The sequence below is a fragment of the Parasphingorhabdus sp. genome, assembly GCF_036964675.1.
GTDB lineage: Bacteria > Pseudomonadota > Alphaproteobacteria > Sphingomonadales > Sphingomonadaceae > Parasphingorhabdus.
In genome coordinates this window covers 1-22,236 of record NZ_JBALTF010000015.1, presented here as the reverse complement: position 1 = coordinate 22,236, position 22,236 = coordinate 1, and the positions used below count along the sequence as shown (strand labels likewise).

The 22,236-nt window shown below is 56.8% G+C and carries 15 protein-coding genes and 1 tRNA gene; 10 read left to right on the top strand and 6 right to left on the bottom strand.

Annotated features, from left to right (window positions below; translation table 11 throughout):
* Positions 1 to 2: 2 nt before the first annotated feature.
* From V7665_RS04535 to V7665_RS04515, 5 genes are all read left to right on the top strand, one after another.
* Positions 3 to 88, top strand: a tRNA-Tyr gene (locus tag V7665_RS04535).
* A 197-nt stretch (positions 89 to 285) separates the two neighbouring features.
* Positions 286 to 1,182, top strand: a complete 897-nt coding sequence (locus V7665_RS04530) for an ABC transporter ATP-binding protein (RefSeq protein WP_335663348.1) — start codon at positions 286 to 288, stop codon at positions 1,180 to 1,182.
* 17 nt (positions 1,183 to 1,199) lie between these two features.
* Entirely contained in the window at positions 1,200 to 4,790 is a 3,591-nt protein-coding gene (locus tag V7665_RS04525) for an ABC transporter permease/M1 family aminopeptidase (RefSeq protein WP_335663346.1), read from the top strand.
* A gap of 55 nt (positions 4,791 to 4,845) precedes the next feature.
* The gene (locus V7665_RS04520) at positions 4,846 to 5,847 is read left to right on the top strand and encodes a threonine aldolase family protein (RefSeq protein WP_335663345.1); all 1,002 of its coding nucleotides are present in this window, start codon (positions 4,846 to 4,848) and stop codon (positions 5,845 to 5,847) included.
* Positions 5,844 to 6,782, top strand: a complete 939-nt coding sequence (locus V7665_RS04515) for a DMT family transporter (RefSeq protein ID WP_335663344.1) — start codon at positions 5,844 to 5,846, stop codon at positions 6,780 to 6,782. Before V7665_RS04520 ends, V7665_RS04515 begins: the two co-directional genes overlap by 4 nt.
* A 3-nt stretch (positions 6,783 to 6,785) precedes the next feature.
* On the opposite strand, the gene V7665_RS04510 is transcribed toward V7665_RS04515, so the two are convergent.
* On the bottom strand, positions 6,786 to 7,586 hold the full coding sequence (locus tag V7665_RS04510; RefSeq protein WP_335663343.1) for an SDR family oxidoreductase: 801 nt from the start codon (positions 7,584 to 7,586) through the stop codon (positions 6,786 to 6,788).
* 6 nt (positions 7,587 to 7,592) lie between these two features.
* Entirely contained in the window at positions 7,593 to 8,888 is a 1,296-nt protein-coding gene (locus tag V7665_RS04505; RefSeq protein ID WP_335663342.1) for a M48 family metallopeptidase, read from the bottom strand.
* Between the two features lie 102 nt (positions 8,889 to 8,990).
* Here V7665_RS04505 and pepN point away from each other — a divergent pair, with 102 nt between their 5' ends.
* The 4 genes from pepN to V7665_RS04485 all read left to right on the top strand — a co-directional run bounded on the left by pepN (position 8,991) and on the right by V7665_RS04485 (position 15,242).
* Positions 8,991 to 11,588: an aminopeptidase N gene (gene pepN / locus V7665_RS04500; RefSeq protein WP_335663372.1), complete on the top strand. Its 2,598-nt coding sequence runs from the start codon at positions 8,991 to 8,993 to the stop codon at positions 11,586 to 11,588.
* Positions 11,581 to 12,342: a peptidoglycan editing factor PgeF gene (gene pgeF / locus V7665_RS04495; RefSeq protein ID WP_335663341.1), complete on the top strand. Its 762-nt coding sequence runs from the start codon at positions 11,581 to 11,583 to the stop codon at positions 12,340 to 12,342. Before pepN ends, pgeF begins: the two co-directional genes overlap by 8 nt.
* Before the next feature lie 118 nt (positions 12,343 to 12,460).
* Positions 12,461 to 13,867 carry an SLC13 family permease gene (locus V7665_RS04490; protein WP_335663340.1) on the top strand — a complete coding sequence of 469 codons (1,407 nt, stop codon included), beginning with the start codon at positions 12,461 to 12,463 and terminating at the stop codon, positions 13,865 to 13,867.
* 49 nt (positions 13,868 to 13,916) lie between these two features.
* A complete protein-coding gene (locus tag V7665_RS04485; RefSeq protein ID WP_335663339.1) occupies positions 13,917 to 15,242 on the top strand; it encodes a cystathionine gamma-synthase family protein in 1,326 nt (441 codons plus the stop codon).
* Between the two features lie 250 nt (positions 15,243 to 15,492).
* On the opposite strand, the gene V7665_RS04480 is transcribed toward V7665_RS04485, so the two are convergent.
* Together V7665_RS04480 and V7665_RS04475 are read right to left on the bottom strand one after the other, a co-directional pair.
* Positions 15,493 to 16,131 (bottom strand): TetR/AcrR family transcriptional regulator, encoded by a 639-nt coding sequence (locus V7665_RS04480; protein WP_335663338.1) that lies wholly within the window; start codon positions 16,129 to 16,131, stop codon positions 15,493 to 15,495.
* 81 nt (positions 16,132 to 16,212) lie between these two features.
* Positions 16,213 to 18,141 carry a DUF3604 domain-containing protein gene (locus V7665_RS04475; RefSeq protein ID WP_335663337.1) on the bottom strand — a complete coding sequence of 643 codons (1,929 nt, stop codon included), beginning with the start codon at positions 18,139 to 18,141 and terminating at the stop codon, positions 16,213 to 16,215.
* A 172-nt stretch (positions 18,142 to 18,313) separates the two neighbouring features.
* Here V7665_RS04475 and V7665_RS04470 point away from each other — a divergent pair, with 172 nt between their 5' ends.
* Positions 18,314 to 20,551, top strand: coding sequence for a TonB-dependent receptor (locus V7665_RS04470; RefSeq protein WP_335663336.1), 2,238 nt, complete (start codon positions 18,314 to 18,316; stop codon positions 20,549 to 20,551).
* Positions 20,552 to 21,144: 593 nt separating this feature from the next.
* Here V7665_RS04470 and V7665_RS04465 read toward each other — a convergent pair.
* Entirely contained in the window at positions 21,145 to 21,615 is a 471-nt protein-coding gene (locus V7665_RS04465; protein WP_335663335.1) for a GreA/GreB family elongation factor, read from the bottom strand.
* A gap of 3 nt (positions 21,616 to 21,618) precedes the next feature.
* Entirely contained in the window at positions 21,619 to 21,828 is a 210-nt protein-coding gene (locus V7665_RS04460) for a hypothetical protein (RefSeq protein ID WP_335663371.1), read from the bottom strand.
* Between the last annotated feature and the right edge of the window lie 408 nt (positions 21,829 to 22,236).

The following is a 22,236-nucleotide window of genomic DNA, read 5'->3' as shown; positions in this document are numbered from 1 at the left end:
ATGGACAGGTGGCCGAGTGGTTAAAGGCAGCAGACTGTAAATCTGCCCGTGTAAGCGTACATAGGTTCGAATCCTATCCTGTCCACCACTACCCGTTCAAAAGCATTGCGGCCAACCCGCGCAGGCGGGGCGGCTCTCGGCCATAGGCCGAAACCGAAGCATCCGGACGCTTTTATCCTTTCGATTCTGATTACCCCTGGCCGCGCAAAATTATGTTTTGCATTTGGTGAGTTATATATATAATACACCTCGATCAATCCTAGTTATAAAAGCAGGAATTCGAGGATGCTGGAACTCAAGAATGTAACCCATATCTACCCGAATGGAACCCGGGCGCTGGACGATGTCAGTCTATCGATCCCCAAGGGCATGTTCGGTTTGCTCGGTCCCAATGGGGCAGGAAAATCGACCTTGATGCGGACGGTTGCAACTTTGCAGACCCCAACGGCGGGAACAATCCGTTTTGGTGATCTCGACATATTGGCAGAGCCTGAAAAGCTGCGCGAGACGCTTGGCTATCTGCCGCAGGACTTCGGCGTTTACCCGAGGGTTTCCGCCTATGACATGCTCGACCATATGGCGATATTGAAAGGCGTTGCTTCGGCGGTCGACCGCAAGGCGACGGTCGAAACCCTGCTCGACCAGACCAACCTGTGGGATGTCCGCAAAAAGGCGATTGCCGGATTTTCCGGCGGCATGCGTCAGCGTTTCGGCATTGCCCAGGCGCTGATCGGCAATCCCGAGCTGATCATCGTCGACGAGCCGACCGCCGGCCTCGATCCCGAGGAACGCAACCGCTTTCTCAACCTGCTGGCGGAAATTGGCGAGAATGTCGTGGTCATTCTGTCTACCCATATCGTCGAGGATGTGTCGGACCTCTGCCCGAATATGGCGATCATATCCGAAGGACGGATCCGGATGACCGGGGCGCCGCTGGATCTGATCAAAAAAGCAAAAGGCACGGTCTGGGCCAAGACGATCACGCGTGATCAGCTGGATCAGGCCAGAGCCGAGTATAATGTCATCTCCACCCGGCTGTTTGCCGGCCACACGATCATCCATGTGCTGGCCGAAAACAACCCCGGAGGGGAGTTCACTCTGGTCGATGGCGGGCTGGAAGACGTCTATTTTGCGACCCTCGTCGGCGCGCGCAACGACAGCGCACCGCAGATTGCCGCTTGAACCGGGGAGGATAGTCGATGTTTGCCAAGATCGCTGCATTTGAGCTGCGCTACCAGCTCCGCAACCCGGTTTTCTGGGTCGTCACCATTCTGTTTTTCCTGCTCACCTTCGGTGCGGTAACGGCAGAAAATATCACCATCGGCAGCGGCGGCAATGTCCATGTCAATGCCCCGTCCGCGATCATGCAGATCAGCCAGATACTGACGATGTTTTTCATGTTTGTGACCACCGCCTTTGTCGCCAATGTGATCGTGCGCGATGATGAAAGCGGCTTTGGTCCGATGGTCCGCGCGACCCAGGTGCGCAAATTCGACTATCTCTTCGGTCGTTTTGTCGGCGCCTTTCTGATCGCCGCCATCGCCTTTATCGGCGTGCCGCTGGCGATCTTCATCGGCAGCCTGATGCCGTGGCTGGATCCCGAAACCGTCGGCCCCAACCGGCTCAGCTACTATCTGTTTTCCTATTTCATATTGGCGCTGCCCGGTATTTTTCTGACTTCCTCGATCTTCTTTGCGATCGCCACCGCGACCCGTTCGATGATCTATACCTATGTCGCGGTTGTCGCCTTTCTGGTGCTGTACCTCAGCTTCCTGACCGTCATCGGCAACACGCCCGAATGGCAGGACACCGCAGCCATATTCGAACCATTTGGCCTGGGAGCCTTGGCGGTCATTACCGAATATTGGACGGTGACCGAGCGCAACAGCATGCTGCCGGCGCTGGAGGGCGCGCTGCTCTACAACCGCCTGATTGCGGTCGGCATATCCTTGATTGCCCTGAGCTTCGCCTATCGCAAATTCAGCTTTTCCGAACGCGGTATTTCCAAAAGGCAGATGAAGAAACAGCGCAAGCAGGCGGCGAAACTCGCGAAAACCGAGCCACAGATCGTCGATCATCTTCCCGCTTCAAAACCAGGTTCGGCTGCATGGGCCCAATTCTGGACCCAGATGCGCCTCGAGATGCGGATGGTTTTTTGCAGCCCTGCATTTTTCATCCTCATGCTTATCGGTCTGTTCAATGTCAGTGCCAGACTGCTGAATACCAACGAAATATATGGCACACCTCTGTTCCCGGTCACCTTTTCCCTGATCGGTATGATGCAGGGATCCTTTGCGATCATCCCGTTCATCATTGCCATCTATTATGCTGGCGAACTGGTCTGGCGGGACCGCGATCGGAAGATGCACGAGATCATCGATGCCACCGCTTTGCCGAACTGGGCCTATATGGCGCCGAAAACACTGGCTGTGTCACTCGTGCTCGTCTCGGCACTGCTGGTGTCCGCCATTGCCGCCATCGCGATTCAGTCGATCCGAGGATATTTTGATTATGAACCGATAAAATATTTCATCTGGTATGTTCTGCCGCTCAGCGTTGACCTGATCCTGGTCGCGGTCTTGTCGGTCTTCGTCCAGGCACTGAGTCCGAACAAATATATCGGCTGGGCGATCATGCTCGTCTATTTTGTTTCGACGATTGTGCTGAATAATCTCGGCTTTGAACATCCGCTATACCAATATGGCGCCACCGGCGACAATCCGGTTTCCGATCTGAACGCTGACAATATCGAGCGGGCACGCAACTGGTGGCTTCGGTTCTATTGGGGCGGTTTTGCGGCGATATTGGCTGTACTCGCTCATCTGCTGTGGCGGCGGGGAACCGAATCCAGCCTGCTGCCGCGTCTGCGCCAGATGCCGCGCCGCCTGGCCGGTACGCCGGGTGTGATCATGCTGGCAGCCCTTGCCATCGCAGCCGGAAGCGGCGCCTATATCTATTATAATATGAACATCCTCAACGAATATCGGACGACGGACAGCGCCGAGAAAAAGCTTGCGGACTATGAGAAGAAATATCTCAAATATGAAAATATCGCGCAGCCGGCGATCCGTCAGATCACCCTGAATGTCGATCTCTTTCCGGACGAGAAACGGGCCGAGTTCAAAGGCTCCTATGAGCTGATCAACGACACCGCCGCACCGATTGAAACCTTGCATGTGCGGTTCAATGATCCCGATGTCCAAATTGTCAAAATCGATGTTCCTGCTGCCAGGCTGGAGCAGGACGACCCGGTGATGCAATATCAGATATACCGTTTCGACCGGCCGATGGCGGTTGGCGAGAAGCGGAGCCTCAGCTTTCAGACTCGGCGTCAGCAAAAGGGCTTCCGCGCCGTCAGTCAGGACACGCGCTTGGTAAAGAACGGAACGTTCCTCAATAATGGTGAATTCTCGCCATGGATCGGAATGGATCGCAACAGTCTGCTCAGCGACCGGCAGACCCGGCGCAAATATGGCCTGCCGCCGGAATTGCGGCCTGCCAAGCTGGAAGATGAATCGGCGCGGATGCGCAATTATGTCGGCAATACCGACTGGGTTATGACCGATATCACTATCAGCACGACCAAGGGCCAAACACCCATCGCGCCGGGCAGCAAGCTGAGTGATGAAATTCAGGGCGACAGGCGCATTGCCCATTTCGTGTCCAAATCCCCGATATTGGGATTTATCTCGATCCAGTCGGCCGACTATGCGACGAAGAGCCGGACCGCCGATGGCGTCGAGATGACCGTCTATTATCATCCCGATCATCAATATAATATCGACAGGATGCTCGACGCGACCGAGACATCTTTGGCTTATTACAAGAAGAATTTCGGACCCTATCAATTCGACTATGCGCGGATCATCGAATTTCCCGGCTATGCCCGCTTTGCTCAGGCTTTCGCCGGCACGGTGCCCTTTTCAGAAACCATCGGCTTCATCGTCGACAATCGTGACATCAACGAAATCGATTATGTCACCTATGTCACCGCCCATGAATTTGGCCATCAATATTGGGCGCATCAGCTGATCAGCGCCAATATGCAGGGTGGCACTTTGCTGGTCGAAACCATGGCGCAATATTCGGCGCTGATGGTGATGAAACAGCTTTATGGCGAGGATAAAATCCGCCGCTTCCTGCAATATGAACTCGATAATTATCTCAATGCCCGCGGCGGCGAAGCGATCGAGGAGTTGCCGCTCAACCGGGTTGAGAACCAAGGCTATATCCATTATCGCAAGGGCGCGGTGGTGATGTATCTGCTGCAGGACCGTCTCGGTGAAGACCGGGTCAATGCGATGCTGTCCAAACTTCTGGATCGCTACAAGTTCAAGGGGCCTCCCTACGCCATTTCCACCGATCTGGTCGATGGCTTCAAATCGCTCGCGCGCAATGATGCGGAGCGGCAGCTGGTTTCGGATTTGCTGGAGAAGATCACACTTTATGATCTGAAGGCCGGCGCTGCCAATGTCAAAAAACTGGCCGATGGTCGCTATCAAACCGAAATCTCGATCGAAGCGGCGAAATTTTATGCCGATGGTCAGGGCAAGGAAAGCGAAGCGGAGCTGACCGACGAGATCGACATTGGCCTGTTCACCGCAAAACCGGGCCGTGGGGCGTTTGACAGCAAGGATGTGCTCTACAAAAAGCGCCACCAGATCACGTCCGGGCCGCAGAAAATCAGGATAGTGACCAGCAAACGTCCGCTATTTGCCGGCGTCGATCCCTATAATAAATATATCGACCGCAACAGCGACGACAATATTGTCGAGGTGTCAGGACCCTAGGTCCTGCCTGCCATGCCATCTTGACGAGTCAGAAGCTCTGAGCCATGCGCTGCCGATGCGATTTTTCTCTGATAATGCCGCTTCGGTACACCCCAGTCTTTTGCAAGCGATCGCCAAGGCGAATGCGCCGGATACCGCTTATGATGGCGATGCCCTCAGCACGCAGCTGAACGCAGCCTTTTCCGCCCTGTTCGAAACCGAGGTCGAGGCGCTCTGGGTGGCGACCGGCACGGCAGCCAATTCGCTTGCGCTCGCCGCTATGTGCCAGCCGCATCAGGGCATCGTCTGTCACCGCGAAGCCCATATCGAGCAGGATGAGGCCGGTGCGCCCACTTTCTTCACCGGCGGCGCCAAGCTGATGCTGCTCGATGGGGCAGGGGCCAAGCTCTCCCCGGAAGCCGTGGAGGCTCATTGCGCGGCGATCCGCGACGATGTCCACCAGGTCCAGCCCGCCGCCGTTTCAATCACCAATGCCAGCGAATATGGCATGGTCTACCATCCCGATGAAGTCGCCAGCCTGTCGGCAGTCTGCAAGGCGCGCGGGCTCGGCCTGCATATGGACGGCGCGCGTTTTGCCAATGCGGTGGCCACGCTCGGCTGCTCCCCCGCCGACCTGACGTGGAAGGCCGGGGTCGACGCGCTGAGCTTCGGATTTGTCAAAAATGGCGGAATGGGCGCAGAAGCCCTGATATTTTTTGATCGCGAACTGGCCGCTGCCAGCCATTATCGCCGCAAGCGCGCCGGGCATCTGCAGTCCAAGGGCCGTTTTCTCGCGGCGCAGATATTGGCGATGCTCGAGGATGATCTGTGGCTCGACAATGCGCGGGCGGCCAATGCCGGCGCACAGCTCATTGCCGCTGCCGCCGGCGACCGGCTGGTCTATCCGGTAGAGGCGAACGAGATTTTCATCCGGCTGTCGGCCGACGAAGCGGCGCAGCTGCGCGGCATCGGCTTTGATTTTTACGACTGGGGCGAAGGACAGGCACGGCTGGTGACCAGCTGGAACCACAGCGCCGATGACATCCGGCCGCTTGCCGACGCGATTGCTGCCCTGTGAGCGACGACGAGAGCGCTGAAGTCAGCCTGCTCACCCCCCGAATCCTGATCCCGTTCCTGCTGGTCTCGCTGATCTGGGGATCGACCTGGCTGGTGATCAAGGACCAGATTTCCGAAGTGCCGCCCAGCTGGTCGGTCAGTTACCGGTTCATCATTGCCGCTGCCGCAATGTTCATGCTGGCGGCTTATAAGCGGCTGCCGTTCCGGCTCGACCGCACCGGCTATTTGCTGGCGCTGGTCCTCGGCCTTTTTCAATTCTCCTTCAATTTCAACTTTGTCTACAACGCCGAATTGTTCATCACCTCGGGCCTGGTCGCGGTGCTGTTCGCGCTGCTGATGGTCCCCAACGCGATCATGGGCCGCATTTTTATCGGTCACAAGATCTCCGGGGCCTTTCTCGGCGGCTCGGCCATTGCTGCGGTCGGCATCGCGATGCTGTTCTGGCACGAATATCGCGCTTCCCCGGCCAGCCTCGAACAGGTGCTGGTCGGCGCGGCGCTGGCCTTTGGCGGGATCATGTCGGCATCCGTCGCCAATGTCATGCAGGCGGGCAAACGGCTCAAATCCTATCCGATCATCACCGTCCTCGCCTGGGCGATGCTGTTCGGTGCATTGATCAATGTCGCGCTATCGTGGATCACCGTCGGCCCGCCGGTCTATGAAACGCGCGCCGCCTATTGGGGCGGTATCGTCTATCTTGGTGTCATCGGCTCGGTGGTGACCTTCCCGCTCTATTTCTCGATGATCCGCGAAATCGGACCGGGCAAGGCGGCCTATTCCAGCGTACTGGTGCCAGTGGTGGCGATGATCTTGTCGACGATTTTTGAGAATTATGTCTGGACATGGCTGCCCGCTGGTGGCGCGGTTCTGGCGATGCTCGGACTGCTGGTGGCGCTGCGGGCGCGTAAACCAAAGACGCCCCGCATTCCGGCCTGAGGCTCAGTCGAGCAGCGCCTGCAGGCCCGTCTTGTAATCCGGATATTGCGGCTGCCAGTTCAGCAGCCGCTTGGCCTTGCCATTGGCAACGCGGCGGTTCTCCTCATAGAAACCCAGCGCGGCCTGCGACAGATTGGCGTCTTCCAGCGACAGCAATGGCGGGACATCCATCCCCAATAGTCTTGCAGCATGGGCAATGACCGCATGCTGCGGCGCGGGCTGGTCATCGGATATATTATAGACGCCCGCCGGACCGTCGAATGACGCGATCACCGCGCCGACAATGTCATCGACATGGATCCGGCTGAATACCTGTCCCGGCATGTCAACGCGCTTGGCTTTGCCATCGCGAACGCGGGAGAGCGGGCTGCGACCCGGACCATATATGCCGGGCAGGCGAAAGACGTGCATATCGCCGCGCAAATCCTGCCAGTGCTGGTCGGCCTCGCTGCGCGCCTTGCGCCGTCCCGAACCGATCGGCGCACTTTCGTCGACCCAGGCGCCCTCGGCATCGCCATAGACCCCGGTCGAGGATAGATAGCCGCTCCAGCGCAGCGATGCGGATTTGATCGCCGCGCCATAATGATCGAGCACCGGCTCGCTGTCGTCGCGGGCCGGTGGCACCGACGACAATATATGGGTCGCGGCCGCCAGCGCTTGCGAAACGGCGGCACTATCATCAAAAGCGATGGCGCCATCTTGCGCCTCGCGGCGCGTGCCGGTCACCGTCCAGCCCTCCGCCCGCAACCGCTGCGCCAGCCGCGAGGCGGTATAGCCCATTCCGAAGATCAGCATATTGGGCATCAGCTGTTATTCCTTTTCCAGCTTGCCCGGATTGAGCATCACCGGATTTTTGACATGGTCCGCTTTCCACTGCATCGACATCCGCACCCTTGTCGCACCCGAGGGATGATCAAAGAACAGCATTTCTTCCACCGGTCCCGGTTCAATCTTGCGATATTCCGACAAACGCATCGCCACTTTGGCAAAGCCGTCCGGTTCTCTGGCCGTGTTGAGCCCGAAACGGTCGGCATCGCTTTCGTTGATCCGGATCAGACTGTTGATCGCCGGCGTCGCGGCGAAGAAATAGACCGTCAGAATCAGGCTGAGCAAGGGGATCACCGCAGGATCAGATATGCTGCCTATGCCCCATTTCCCGCCATGGCGTTCGATCAGCCGCGGCGCGAGGCGCGCGACAACGAACAGCCCGACGGCCACAATCAACGACAATATCAGCACCGTGCGCCAGGTATGGCCCAGCACATAATGGCCCATTTCATGGCCCATCACCGCCGCGACTTCTGCCGGGTCGGTGCGTTCGAGCAGATTGTCATTCAGCGACACCCGGATCGTCGGACCGATGCCGGAAACATTGGCCGATATCCGTTTATGCTGTTTCGACTGGTCAAACACATAGATATTGTCCGCCGGAATATCATATTCTGCCGCCATCGCGACAATCCGGTCGCGCATCGGCCCTTCCGCCATCTCGCTATAGTCGTTGAACAGCGGGGCAATGAACACCGGCCCGAGCAGCAGCCCGATGAACAGAAAGATGGAAATCACGCCGGTTCCCCAGATCCACCAGGTCTTGGGCGCGCGCCGGATCACCGCGAAAATCGCCATGATCAGCAGCGGAAAGATGACCAGCGAGATGACCAGTCCGATCATCTGCTCGCCGAACCAGCCGCCAAAATCCTGGCTCATCAGGCCATATTGCTGTTCCCGGAAAAAGCCGGTGTAGATGGTCCAGGGAAGGGTGAACAGGAAGCCGGCGATGACATAGGGGAACGCATAGAGGGCAGGCTGTAGCCATTTTCTGCTGGCCACCCGTTCGGCCCAGTCGCGGAAGCGGGCGGACAGGCGCGACTGGAGAATCGCGAAATCGACCAATAGGCCGACCAGCGCCGCCCATAATATCAGCCAATAGCCGCCTTCGAAATATTGGTTCGATTTTTCCAGCTCGGCGCCCTGTAACGTATCGATATAGGCACGGCTGGCTTGTTCGACGTCAATGGCCGAAGCACCCGCCTGCGCAAAAAGACTTTCTGTCGGCAAGCCTGCGATCAGCGCGGCGGCGATAAATAACATCAATATTCTGAACATGACCCTCTCCCTTGCGCCCAAGCCATAAACGCAATTGCGCAGGGTGCAAATGGCTCTTATGGCAAGGCCATGTTAGATATTCAAAAAGCTCCGAATGACGAAATGGCCGATGCCGCGCCAGCGCCCAAGGATCCCGAGACGATCCGCCGCGAGGATTATCGTCCGCCGGCCTGGTTCATTCCGGAAGTCGAACTCGACTTCGATCTTGATCTGACCCGGACTTTGGTCCGCTCGAAACTGGATGTGCGGCGCTCGAAAAGCGCCAAGGCCGACGAGCCACTGGTGCTGCAGGGCGGTGATATCACGCCAGCATCGGTGAAGGTGGACGGCGCAATTCGCAATGACTGGACTTTGGTCGCGGGCGATCTGGTCCTGCCCTTGAGCGGCGCGGCGCATATCGTCGAAATAGAGGTCGAACTCGATCCCTCGACCAACACGCAGCTGATGGGCCTCTATGGCTCGAACGACATGCTCTGCACTCAGTGTGAGGCGCAAGGCTTTCGCCGGATCACCTTTGCGCCGGACCGGCCCGATGTGCTGAGCCGCTATCAGGTACGGATGGAAGCGGACAAGGCGAAATTCCCGGTGCTGCTGTGCAATGGCGACAAGGTCGCCGAGGGCGATAGCGAAAATGGCCGCCACTGGGTGCAGTGGAATGATCCCTGGCCGAAGCCGAGCTATCTCTTCGCGCTGGTCGCCGGTGATCTGGTCGCCAACCATGACAGTTTCACCACCCGTTCCGGCAAGCCGGTCGAGCTCAACATCTGGGTCCGCGACGGCGATCTCGATCGCACCGGCCATGCCATGCAGGCGCTGAAAGACTCGATGCGCTGGGACGAGGAAACCTATGGCCGCGAATATGATCTTGGCCTGTTCAATATCGTTGCGGTCAGCGACTTCAACATGGGGGCGATGGAGAATAAGGGACTGAACATTTTCAACTCCCGCTATATTCTCGCCGATCCCGAAGTCGCCACCGACGCCGATTTTGACGGCATTGAAGGCGTCGTCGCGCATGAATATTTCCACAATTGGTCCGGCAATCGCGTCACTTGCCGCGACTGGTTCCAGCTCAGTCTGAAGGAAGGCTTCACCGTCTACCGCGACCAGAGCTTTTCCGCCGACATGGGTTCCGCAGCGCTGAAGCGGATCGAGGACGTGCGAATCCTGCGCGCTGCCCAATTCCCCGAGGATGCCGGCCCGCTGGCCCATCCGATCCGCCCGGAAAGCTATCAGGAAATCTCCAATTTCTACACTGCCACCGTCTATAACAAGGGCGCCGAAGTCATCCGGATGATGAACACCCTGATGGGGCCGGAAAATTTCCGCAAGGGCACCGATCTCTATTTCGACCGCCATGATGGCGAGGCCGCGACCTGCGAGGATTTTGTCATCGCGATGGAAGACGGCGGCGAAATTGATCTGACGCAATTCCGCAAATGGTATGAAACACCGGGCACGCCGAGGGTGTCTGCGAAACTGTCCCATGACCCGCAAACCGGCTCCGCGACCGTTCACCTCACACAGAAAATAGCGCAAAATGGCGAAAAGCCGGCCGCATCAGAGATGCTGATCCCGCTCCGCACGTCGCTGCTCGATCCGGAAACCGGCGAGCACGGCGGGGAACAGCTGCTGCTGCTCGATCAGCCAGAGCAAAGCTTCGTTCTCGAAGGCTATAAGGACCATCCGATCCTGTCGATCAACCGCGGCTTCTCCGCGCCGATCATCTTGGAAAGCAACCAGACCGCCGAGGAACTCGCGTTCCTTTCTGCCCATGATGACGATCCGTTTGCCCGGTTCGAGGCGATGCAGCAACTGATGACCGGCTATTTGACCGCAAAGGTGTCGGGCACGCCGGTTGACCGCGATATCATCTTGCTGGCGGTGGCGAAAATACTCGCCGACCCGTCTCTGGACCCCGCCTTTCTGGCCGAAATCATCCTGTTGCCAAGCGAAGCCTTTCTCGGTGACCAGATGGTCGAAGTCGATCCGCAGGCGATCCATGACGAGCGCGAAAAATTGCGCGGCAAAATTGGCGTGCAGTTCGAAAAGCAGTTCCGCAAGCTCTACAGGTCTTGCGCGCCGGGCGAATTCTCGCTCGATGCCGAAGCGCGGGCGAAGCGCAAATTGCGCAATGTAACGCTGGGCTATCTCGCTGCCTCGTTCACCGAAAATGCCGCCGAGACCGCCTTTGATCAATATCGCGAGGCGGACAATATGACCGCCATGCAGGGCGCGCTGGGTGTCTTGTCCCATCTCGAAGCCGAGGAGCGCACGATCGCGTTTGAGGATTTCTACAAGAGATTCAAGGGCAACCCGCTGGTGCTCGACAAATGGTTCAGTCTGCAGGTGATGTCGATGCGCCCCGATACGCTGAAACGCGTGGACGGCCTGTCGCGCCATCCCGATTTCACCATGGCCAATCCCAATCGCGTGCGCGCGCTCTATGGCGCGTTCACCGGCAATCAGGTCCGTTTCCACGATCCGTCGGGCAAGGGCTATCAGATGATCGCCGATATGGTGATCGCGCTGGACAAGCAGAATCCGCAAACTGCGGCGCGCTTCATCCCGTCGCTCGGGCGCTGGCGGCGCTTTGAACGCGGGCGGTCGGAACTGATGCGGCTGGCGCTGGAGAAAATCGCAGCGCAGCCTGGATTGTCGAAAGATGTTGCCGAACAGGTCTTCAAGAGCCTTGCTTGATATCGCGACGTCTCCCCTGCTTGCTGGCACGGCACACGGCTTTCTCGGCCGGGCAGGGGGCGTTTCGGAAGGCATTTATGCCGGGCTGAATATCGGTCTGGGCAGCGATGATGATCGTGACACCATCATGGAAAACCGCCGCCGGGCAACCGACGGCCTGATGCCGGGCGGCGAACTGGTGACGGTGCATCAGGTGCATAGCGCCGATGTGGTCACCGTGACCGGATCCATTCCGCTGTATCAGCGCCCGCAGGCCGACGCGATGGTGACCGACCAGCCGAACCTGTTGCTCGGCATCTTGACCGCCGATTGCGTGCCGGTGCTGTTCCACGATCCGCAAGCCCAAATAATCGGCGCGGCCCATGCCGGCTGGAAGGGCGCGCTGGCAGGAGTGACCGACAATGTCATCACCGCGATGGCAGCGCTCGGTGCCGATCGCGACCATATCACCTGCGCCATCGGCCCCTGCATCGCGCAGGCCAGCTATGAAGTAGATGCCACCTTCCGTGAGACGTTCTTGCACGCCGATACGGCCAATGACTGCTTCTTCGCTGCGGGCAAACCCGGCCATTTCCAGTTCGATATCGAATCCTACGTCGCGGCGCGCCTGCAAGTGGCAGGCATCACCAAGGTCGATAAACTCGGTCTCGATACCTACGCTCAAGAGGACCGCTATTTCAGCTACCGCCGCTCCTGTCATCGCGGTGAAGCGGGCTATGGACGGCAGATTTCGCTGATTGGCATGGTGGAATAATATTGATTTCCTCGGTCACCCCAGCGAAGGCTGGGGCCTGAACCAATGGGTCGTCCAGGAACGGCCAATCGGTTTGGATGCCAGCCTTCGCTGGCATGACGTGTAAACAGGAGAGGGCATGAACGCACAACGCATCGGTCTATGGGCGGGGCTGGCCATATTCATTGCCATGCTGTTGCTGCCCACGCCGGCATCGATGAGCGGCCCCGCCTGGCATGTCGCAGCGCTGACCGTCCTGATGGCAATATGGTGGATGACCCAGGCGATACCGCTGACCGCGACCGCCTTGCTGCCGTTTCTCGCGCTGCCGACGATGGATGTGATGACCGCAGCCGAAACCGCGAGCGAATATTATTCGCCGATCCTGTTCCTGATCCTCGGCGGCGCCTTTCTGGCGCTGGCGATCGAGCGGGTCGGCCTGCACAAACGGCTGGCGCTGGCGATTATCGGCCTGTCCGGCAAAAGCGCGTGGGGCATATTATTCGCCTTCATGATCGCCACCGCCTTGCTCAGCATGCTGATTTCCAACACCTCGGCCACCCTGATCATGGTGCCCATAGCACTCGCCGTGCTGGTCGCTGGCGGGGTCAAGGATGGCGAAACCGAGGGATTCTCCGGCGCCCTGATCATGGGTGTCGCCTTTGCTGCCTCGATCGGCGGACTGGGCACGCTGGTCGGCAGTCCGACCAATGCGATTGCCGTCGGCCTGATCAACAAGACCCTCGGCATGCAGATTGATTTTGTCGACTGGCTCAAATTCGGCCTGCCGATCGTGATCGTCGGCATCCCGGTATTGGCAGGGATATTGATCGCGGTTCAGAAGGTTGGGCGGCATAGTTTTGATGGTGTCAAAGCCAGGAATGTGATCGGCGCATCCGGACCATGGAGTGTGCCGGAAAAGCGGCTGGTGCCGGTCGTTGCGATCGTCGTGCTGGGCTGGCTGCTGCTGCCGGAGATCAAGACCCTCTTCCCGGCAGGCGCGCTGCACGATGGCAGCGTCGCGATTGTCGGCGGCTTGCTGTTGTTCATGCTGCCCGATGGCACCGGACGCAAGCTGCTCAATTGGGATGAAGCCGATCGCGCACCCTGGGGTGTCATCATGATGTTTGGCGGTGGCCTCGCGCTGGCCGCCGGGATCATCGAATCCGGCCTGGCCGACTGGCTCGGCCTGATGCTGGAACCGCTCAGGACCGTCCCGGTGATTGTCATTGCCATCGCGCTGGTGGCACTGGTCATCCTGGTCACCGAATTTGCCTCCAATGTCGCAACCGCCAGCGGGGTCATGCCGGTGGTCGCCAGCCTGATCCTGGCAACCGGTGTCGATCCGGTGCTGCTCGCCGTGCCTGCGGCGATGGCAGCGAGCTGGGGTTTCATGCTGCCCTCCGGCACCGGGCCCAATGCCATCGCCTGGTCCACCGGACATATTGAACTGCCGAAAATGCTGAAATCCGGCTTCCTGCTCGATCTCGCCGGTGTCCCGATCATAATCGGCTGCATCTGGATGGTTTCCATTGTAACCAGTTAGCTTTTCGTTCATGGTTTTGCCGAGACCTATAAGGGGTGGAGAGAAGAATATGTCCGAGCATGATGATGATGTGGTAGCGGTTCCGGTCACACGCCGGAAGCCCAAGCCACCGATTGAACAAATTGGCGGCCGCAAGCTGAAACCGGCGACGTTGATGATGGGTCATGGCTATGATCCGGAGCTGTCCGAAGGATCGCTCAAGCCGCCGATTTTCCTCACCTCGACCTTCGCTTTCGAAAATGCCGCCGCTGGCAAACGCTTTTTCGAAGGCATCACCGGCAAACGCCCCGGCGGCTCGGACGGTCTGGTCTATTCACGCTTCAACGGCCCCAATCAGGAAATTCTCGAAGACCGGTTGAGCATCTGGGACGAGGCCGAGGATGCGCTGGTCTTCTCCAGCGGCATGTCGGCGATCACCACGGTATTGCTTGCCAATGTCAACCAGGGCGATGTCGTCGTCCACAGCGGGCCGCTCTATGCCGCGACCGAGACTTTGATCAACAAGATTCTCGGCCGTTTTGGCGTGACCTTCCTCGACTTTCCCGCCGGTGCTGCGCCGAGCGAAGTCGCCGCGATGCTCGAACAGGCCAGGGCGCAGGCCGCCGCCAACGGCGGCAAGGTCGCGATCATCTATCTGGAAAGCCCGGCCAACCCGACCAATGCTCTGGTCGATATCGAAGGCGTTGCCGCTGCTCGCCAGCAGGTTTTTGGTGACGACGATGCGCCGCCAATTGCCATCGACAATACCTTCCTCGGCCCGCTGTGGCAGCAACCGCTAAAACATGGCGCCGATATCGTGATCTACAGCCTGACCAAATATGTCGGCGGGCACAGCGATCTGGTCGCTGGCGGAGTGCTCGGCAGCAAGGCCCATATGGACCCGATCCGCGCGATCCGGAACACCATTGGCACGATCTGCGATCCCAATACCGCATGGATGTTGATGCGCAGCCTCGAGACGCTGGAACTGCGCATGACCCGCGCCGGTGAAAACGCGCTGAAGGTCTGCACCTTCCTGCGCGGCCATCCCAAGGTCGACGGCCTCGGCTATCTCGGCTTTATCGAGGATGCGAGCCAGAAGGATATTTACCAGCGCCATTGCAGCGGTGCCGGTTCAACCTTCTCGGTCTTCATCAAGGGCGGCGAGGCCGAAGCCTTCCGCTTCCTCGACGCGATGAAAATCGCCAAGCTGGCAGTCAGCCTCGGCGGCACCGAAACCCTGGCCAGCCTGCCGGCGGCGATGACTCACATCTCGGTCCCCGACGAACGCCGCGCCGCGCTCGGCATCACCGACAATCTGGTGCGTATCTCGATCGGCGTCGAAGACCCGGACGATCTGATCGCCGATTTCGATCAGGCGCTGGCGGCGGTTTGAGGGCTGTGGCTTAAAGGGGTGAAGGCGGATAGCGAAATGGGCTGACTCTATGTCCGCTAACTATCCATTTTTGGATATTTTTGGCGTTCCGTTCCGTAATTCTTGGCCCCTTATTGACGTCATTATCGGTGTCGCAGCCTTTTCCTGAAAGAGGGCATTTCGTTCGAACTGTTTATTCACGCTCGAATGGCGGCAACTGGGGGGGAACCTGAAAGTCCGGTTTTGCGCAGCCGATAGGAAAAGCGGGCGTTCAGCGCCCTGTGCCAAGTAGCACTTTGACAGCATCAATGATCGGCATCATGTTATCCAGTGACGGATGATAAAAGGAAACCGTGTTGGTTGCACCCGCCGTGATCGCCATCAACAGATCTCCGGCTATCACGATATTGGTATTTTTCGGCAGATCACCGCAATCGACTGCTTCGGCGATCAACCCCCGAAATACCTTGGTTGATTCTTCACGCAGATCCCGGATTTCCCGGAATTTTTCCGGTTCCTGCTGCAATCGGTTTATCACGACGCTACCAATCATTGGAAAACCTGAGGAATTGCCTTGCAGCGGTGTAACAGCCTCAAGCAAGGTGTTGAACTTGTCCTTCCATGAACCGGGACCGGCGACAGCTGCATTTATGGTCTGATTATAAATTTGGATGCGGTTTTTCACAGTTTCCAGAAACAACTCATCCTTGGAGGCGAAGTGATTATAGATCGCCGCTCCGGTGATTCCGGCAGTCTTTGCGACCCTTTCCATGCTAACTTCAGCAAATGACATGGCATTAAACTGCGCTTCTGCTGCCTTTAGCAACCGTTCGCGGGTCTTTGATGCGGAACTGCCGAACGGACGGCCTCTTTTTCGCGCTTGCGGTTGGGTAATTTTATTTTCCTGCATGCTGTGCCATCGGAACCTTGGCGGCTTTAATCATCAATATGGCCACCCCATTATGCGGGAACTTCAAGAATATCAAACCAGCTAGACCGGATTATACCAGATCGGCGAGCTATAGGCGCGCTCCTGGGTAATCAGCGGCGCGTCTTTTGGCGGTTTCACGTTGAAGCGCACGGCATCATAGAGCGTCCAGCGCGGTGTCGGGATCTCCAATACACGGAGATAGTAAAATGCTGAAACCTTTGGATCAAAATCCGAGTCGACCCACATGGTGGCAAAATAGGGTTCACCGATATCGTTGGTGTAGGTCGCGTCCTTGAAGTTGACGGTATTGCCGACGGCAGGTATTTTTCCCGTTGCCGGATCAACTTTGCGATCACCGGAAAATGCGACTTCATAAATTTTTTCGTGCAGCTTCCCGTCACTGCTGCGCCAGCCCTTGATCAATTGTACCCGGTCCAGATTGGCTCCATTGGGATCCTTCAAAGCGGTGATCATGAAATGAGGTGCATCGCCACCGCCTGTCAATACGCCCCCCATCGGAACACCTTTGGCGTAGCCAATGCGGGCATAGTCGGATTTTTTCATATCCGATTCCCGATAATCCCATCCGCCGAAAAAGCGAACTGCCATCCGCGGGCCAGTCGTCGCATACACCTCTTTACGTTTGAACGCGGCAAACAATTCCGCGCGCGTGTTTGCTCGAGCCCAGGCGCCAATATATCCGGAACTCGTCAGTCGCCAGTTCTCCCACAGCCGTCCCGCCATTTTGCTATTGAGGCGCTCTTTGCCGGGCTCGGATTCTACAAATTTGCCCCAGAAATTATTGTCATCAGCAGTAGACAGCCCGGTATGGGTATCGGTGCTGCCGATCAGGCCATATTGGTAAGGATTGACACCAAACCGCGCTTGCAGATCCAGGCCCTGCTTCAGTCCTTCCCGGGCATATTCACCAGCAAGCCACTTGCGCAGCTTGCCGGGATCCTCAGGTTTTGGTACCATCGAGATGTTATTTTCATCCCAGGATTCAAAATCCGCAAATTCATCGTCGGGCGAAAGCAGCGGATGCGCCTCACCATCACCTTTGACTTGCGTGGTTTCGTAAAGCGGTTCCCAGCGCGCGCGCAAATCGACATATTGCTGGTCGAATGACTTTCCATCTATCTGGGTGTCACCGAACATATTGCCATTGGAAATATTGCCGTTGTGGGCAATCGCCATCACCTCGCCGCCGGTCTGTTTTTCATAGGCCGCCAGATAGCGCCACAGGTCTAGCGGATTGTTGCTGTCCGCCGCCGAGAACGGCATGGTTTGCAGAGTTTTGTCCTTGTCGTCTTTGAAAACGACAACGCGGTGTTGATTGCCACCACCCGGCATGGACGTCCATTCATAGCCCGCAAATGTCGTGAACTTACCTGGCTTGTTATGCCTTTCTGCCGCTTCGACCAATTCTGACCAGACCGTCTTTCGGAATGCTTTTGGAGACTGTCTTTTGGCATGACCATGAGTAATGGACTCCACCACTTCATTCATCGGACCGACAGTATCCCCGGCTTCATTCATTGCCGCCCAGGCCTTCCCCAGCGGCGTGTCGACAATATCCGGATTCCCTTTTTCCATTCCCAGAAACACGCCCGTATATTCCGCATGGTCGGAGACCATCAGAAAATCGAGTGGCTGTTCCAGTTTGGCTTTCCTGCCGCCATGCCCATCGACTTCTTCACCCTTGGCGAAACGATAGGCATCATCCGGTCCGAGCGTTTTGTTACCGAAATTGTAACTGTCGAAGGAATAATATGTGTGGAGATGCAAATCGCCCCAATAGACCTGTTCTGGATATTCAGTCAGTGTCACTGTAGCTTCGGCTTGCTTGGCTTCTTCAGTGTTGTCCGCCCCGGAACAACCGCCAAAAAGTACAGATGTGGCAAGCAACATGCTCGCGGCCCCCAGCTTCAAAATAATCTTGGGATCGATTTGATGTTTTTTATCGTAGAATATACCCGCCATTTGCATGTTCTTTTCCCCCTCAAACATTCGCCCGCATGCTGAATTGATCAGCAAAGACATCCTAACAATTTTGGCCTGTCACTTTTGATTGTGGAGGCGCATTTTATATAAATGCATATTCATTAAATTAATTAGGTATACCGCCAATTTCAATAGGCGGATCATAGGGGGGAATATCATGCGGTCGACTTTCAGGGGTTTCAAACGACAACTTGCGATAGGTGTGGCAGTTGGTGCGATCGGCGGTTTTGCGACACCATCTCTGGCGCAAGACGCTGACAAGTCATCTAAAATTAGTTCTGGCAACGAAGAGATTCTCGTTACCGCTCGAAAGGTAACCGAGCGTTTGCAGGAATCGCCGGTGGCAGTGACAGCCATTGGCGCCGACCGACTGGAACGGATTGGTGCCACCGATCTTTCTGATCTGAGCGGCCGCGCGCCGAACGTGACGATCAACACCATAGGCAATTTTGGAAGCTCCGTTTCTGTTTTCATTCGCGGCATCGGCAATGGTGACCCGGACTCCACTGTTGATCCTTCAGTCGGCATTTATGTGGATGGCGTTTACCTTCCGCGCACCGCGAACAGCTCGCTTGACCTCTTCGATGTGGAGCAGGTCGAAATTCTGCGCGGACCACAAGGGGTGCTGTTTGGACGGAACACAACCGGTGGAGCAGTCAATTACCGGACAAAAAGACCAACCGGTCAGTTTGATATGCGCGGGTCGATTACCTTGGGTGATTTCGGGCAGCGCGATATTCGCTTTGCTGCTGAGACGCCGCTGATCGACGATGTATTGGCAGTCAAGGTTGCGGCATTTTCCCAACATCTGGACGGTTATTATCTGAACACCTTCACCGGCATTCCTGGTCGGCGCAATGCGACCTCCGCGGGCAGGAGCAATACATTCACCTTCCGTCCGTCGCTTCGCTTCACGCCAACCGACAATTTCGAACTGACCATCATCGGCGAATATAGCCGCGAGAGGAGCGAAAACCTGCCATCGATCAACGTCTCGACGCCCAATCAATTGCTGCAAGTCTTCTATGGCGTCCCGTCATTTCAGCGTGGCCAGGAAGTGCGTGCCTTTGCCTGGAATGTTCCCGGACAGAGCGATGTTGATGTCTGGGGCGTTACAGCCGAGGCAAATTGGGAAATTGGCCCGGGTACTTTGACGTCGATTTCCAATTACCGTGAGACTACCAAAGATATTAACAATAATGACACCGACGGCACCACGGCAGGCTTTTTCGAAACTTTGCGCGATCAACCACACAAGCAGCATTCTAGCGAATTGCGCTACAATGCCCCAGTCACAGACGATCTCAATATCATCGCCGGCCTCTATTATTTCAAACAGAAATATTTCCTGCGCAGAGACACATTTCTGAATGTGACCAATGGCCCAACCACGTCGCATACCAATGCGATCACCGGACAAACTCATGATAATTTCGCCGTCTTCGGACAGGCTGAATATAATGTCACGCCCGAACTCAGGGTATCTCTGGGTGGTCGGTATACAACCGAGAAGAAAGACTTCTTTGCCACATTGTTCACGCCCTTTCCGAACCTTGGCCCGGTATATACGCTGAGCAAAAAATGGTCCAATTTTGGACCGGCCGCAGGGATCGACTATGAAGTCAACGACAACATCATGATCTACGCCAAATATTCAAAGGGGTTCAAGAGCGGTGGCTTCAATGGCCGCGGCGGCACCCCCGGGGCGCTTGGACCATTTGACGAGGAAAGTGTCGATGCATTTGAAGGTGGCATAAAGGCGGACTGGCTGGACAATCGCCTTCGCACAAACCTGGCGGTCTATTATAACAAATATGATGATCTGCAGCGTACGGTGATCCGGACGCTGGTCGGCGGAGCGGGCGGCAACAACCAGGAAACCGTGACGGACAATGCGGCTTCAGCCACCGTCAAGGGCTTCGAACTGGAAGTATCTGCAGTACCGATTGACGGTCTGAATCTCGATTTCTCTGCCGGATATAACAATGCCAAATATGATGAATATATGGCTGACCTTAACGGCGATGGAATAATTACCGACAATTCGAACCAGGAAATATCAAGAGCACCCAAATGGACTTTGGGCGGGGGCGTTTCCTATGCCGCTGACCTGGGCGGCGCAGGAATTCTGACCTTCCGTGGGGACTGGACGCATGTTGGCAAACAGAACCTGCTGACCACGGGCGCGCCGGATGGACGGATACCGTCCTACGATGTGATCGATGCCAGCGTTCGCTGGGACATGCCGGGTGATCAAGCCTATGTGACGGTCTTCGTTAAAAACCTGAACAAGGAAGTCTATGAAGCCTCCTATACACCGGTGGGTGCACTATTTGCTTTTACCAACATCAGTCCGCCACGTCGCTGGGGGATAACATTGGGCTTTGACATGTGAATTGAATTTCTTCGCGAAGAGAAGGGGCGTTCTCCCAACGCCCCTTTTTTTTGGAGAATGCAAATATATCCTGTTGCACCGCTAAAAGCGGTGTGAAACCGAAACCAGAAACTGGCAAGTTGCAACCAGAATGAATGCTTCAGGGGTCCATGATGGAAACAAATACGAGGATGAACGAACGACTGCTTTTGGGTAATCTAATTTTATCGGCCTAAGGCTTATTTTGGGGCGCTAGCGGTCATCGCAATGACTAACGGTTTAATGTTTGCGATCAGGATCGATTGGCCAAAACCGGACGGTGCGCACCCGGCCCAATCGCTTATTCTCTCATCCGGTCCTTCGACAGGCTCAGGGCCGGCTCTTTGACAATCTGGACAGGGTCGCGACGACCCCGCTCACCCGCTTGCAGCAACTGCTCCGGTTATCGCGCCCCGCCGAAAGGCCACACTGGCTGTCAGGCTGATATCGGAAAAATTCCGGAAATTTGCCGCTTTGGGGCAAAGGTCACAGAAATTGAAAGCGGGCTTTTCTGTCAGGTTTCTTTTGATCTGCCGCCGCGTTTTTTTGGCTTGGCCTTGATGGGCCGATCGGTCTTATTCCTGCGCCACCACCGCGATCGACAGAATTTCAATCGCATCTTCCTGACCGGCAAAATCATTGCAGTCTCCACGCTCCAGTCCGATCAGCGCCCGGCTGATCGGCGCGGAAAAGGAGACCAGCGCCTTGGCCGGATCGGCTTCGTCATCGCCGACGATGGCGAGAATCTTCTCTTTGCCGTTGAGCAGGAAGGTCACCCTGGTGCCAAATTCGACCTTGTCGCCGCTCGGCACCGGCGGCAGTTCCGCCGTCGATTGCCTGGTGTTCCAGTAGCGCAGGTCGCGTTTGGCAATTTTCAGCGCGACCTCGTCGGTCAGCGCCGCAACATCGGCCTGCAAGGCAGCGACCCGCTCCTTGATCAGCTGCAGTCCGCGCGCCGTGACCCAATTGGGGCCAACGGGAATCGGATGCTCGAACTTGGGCTCGAGATGCTCGTCATCCCCCTCTCTGCGGAAAGCGACGCTCATCGATCAGGTCTTGGGTGTCTTTGGTGTCACCCAGATCGATACCGGCGCGATGAACTTGCCATGCGCGGGCGTGCCGACATCGATCCGCTCGGCGGTGACCAGTTCGCCAGTCTCGAGGCTGAAGGAAGCCCAGGGTTTGGGCATGCGGCCAAAGGTCATTTTCTGGATCGGCTGACCGGTGGCGCTGTTCATGATGGTGGCGATGATAGACATGCCGGATCGCTTGCGATGGATGGTCGGGACTGTCAACCACCTGTGGCCGTGCAGAGTTGTAAACATGCTGACCCGCTGCCCAGCCAGGCAAATAGGTATCAGATATGGAATGGAGAAAATCAGGTAATGCCTGCAATATCTTGATTCTGTTAGGCTCGTCTGCGATGCTTTACATTCAATGTTGTTGTTGTGGTTCATTCTGTTGTTGTTGCAATAGCGTGCAAGATTGCTGTGATTTGAACAGACCGGGCTCCGGCTGATAGGGAAATGATCGATCAATCTCGCCTCGCCGCGCCAAGGTTCATCGCTCACAAGGAGTTGCCGAATGATAGTCAAATCCACATCAAAATATCTGGTCATTGATGATTTCATGGACCCGAATGAGCTGGTCGAGCTGCGCAATTTTCT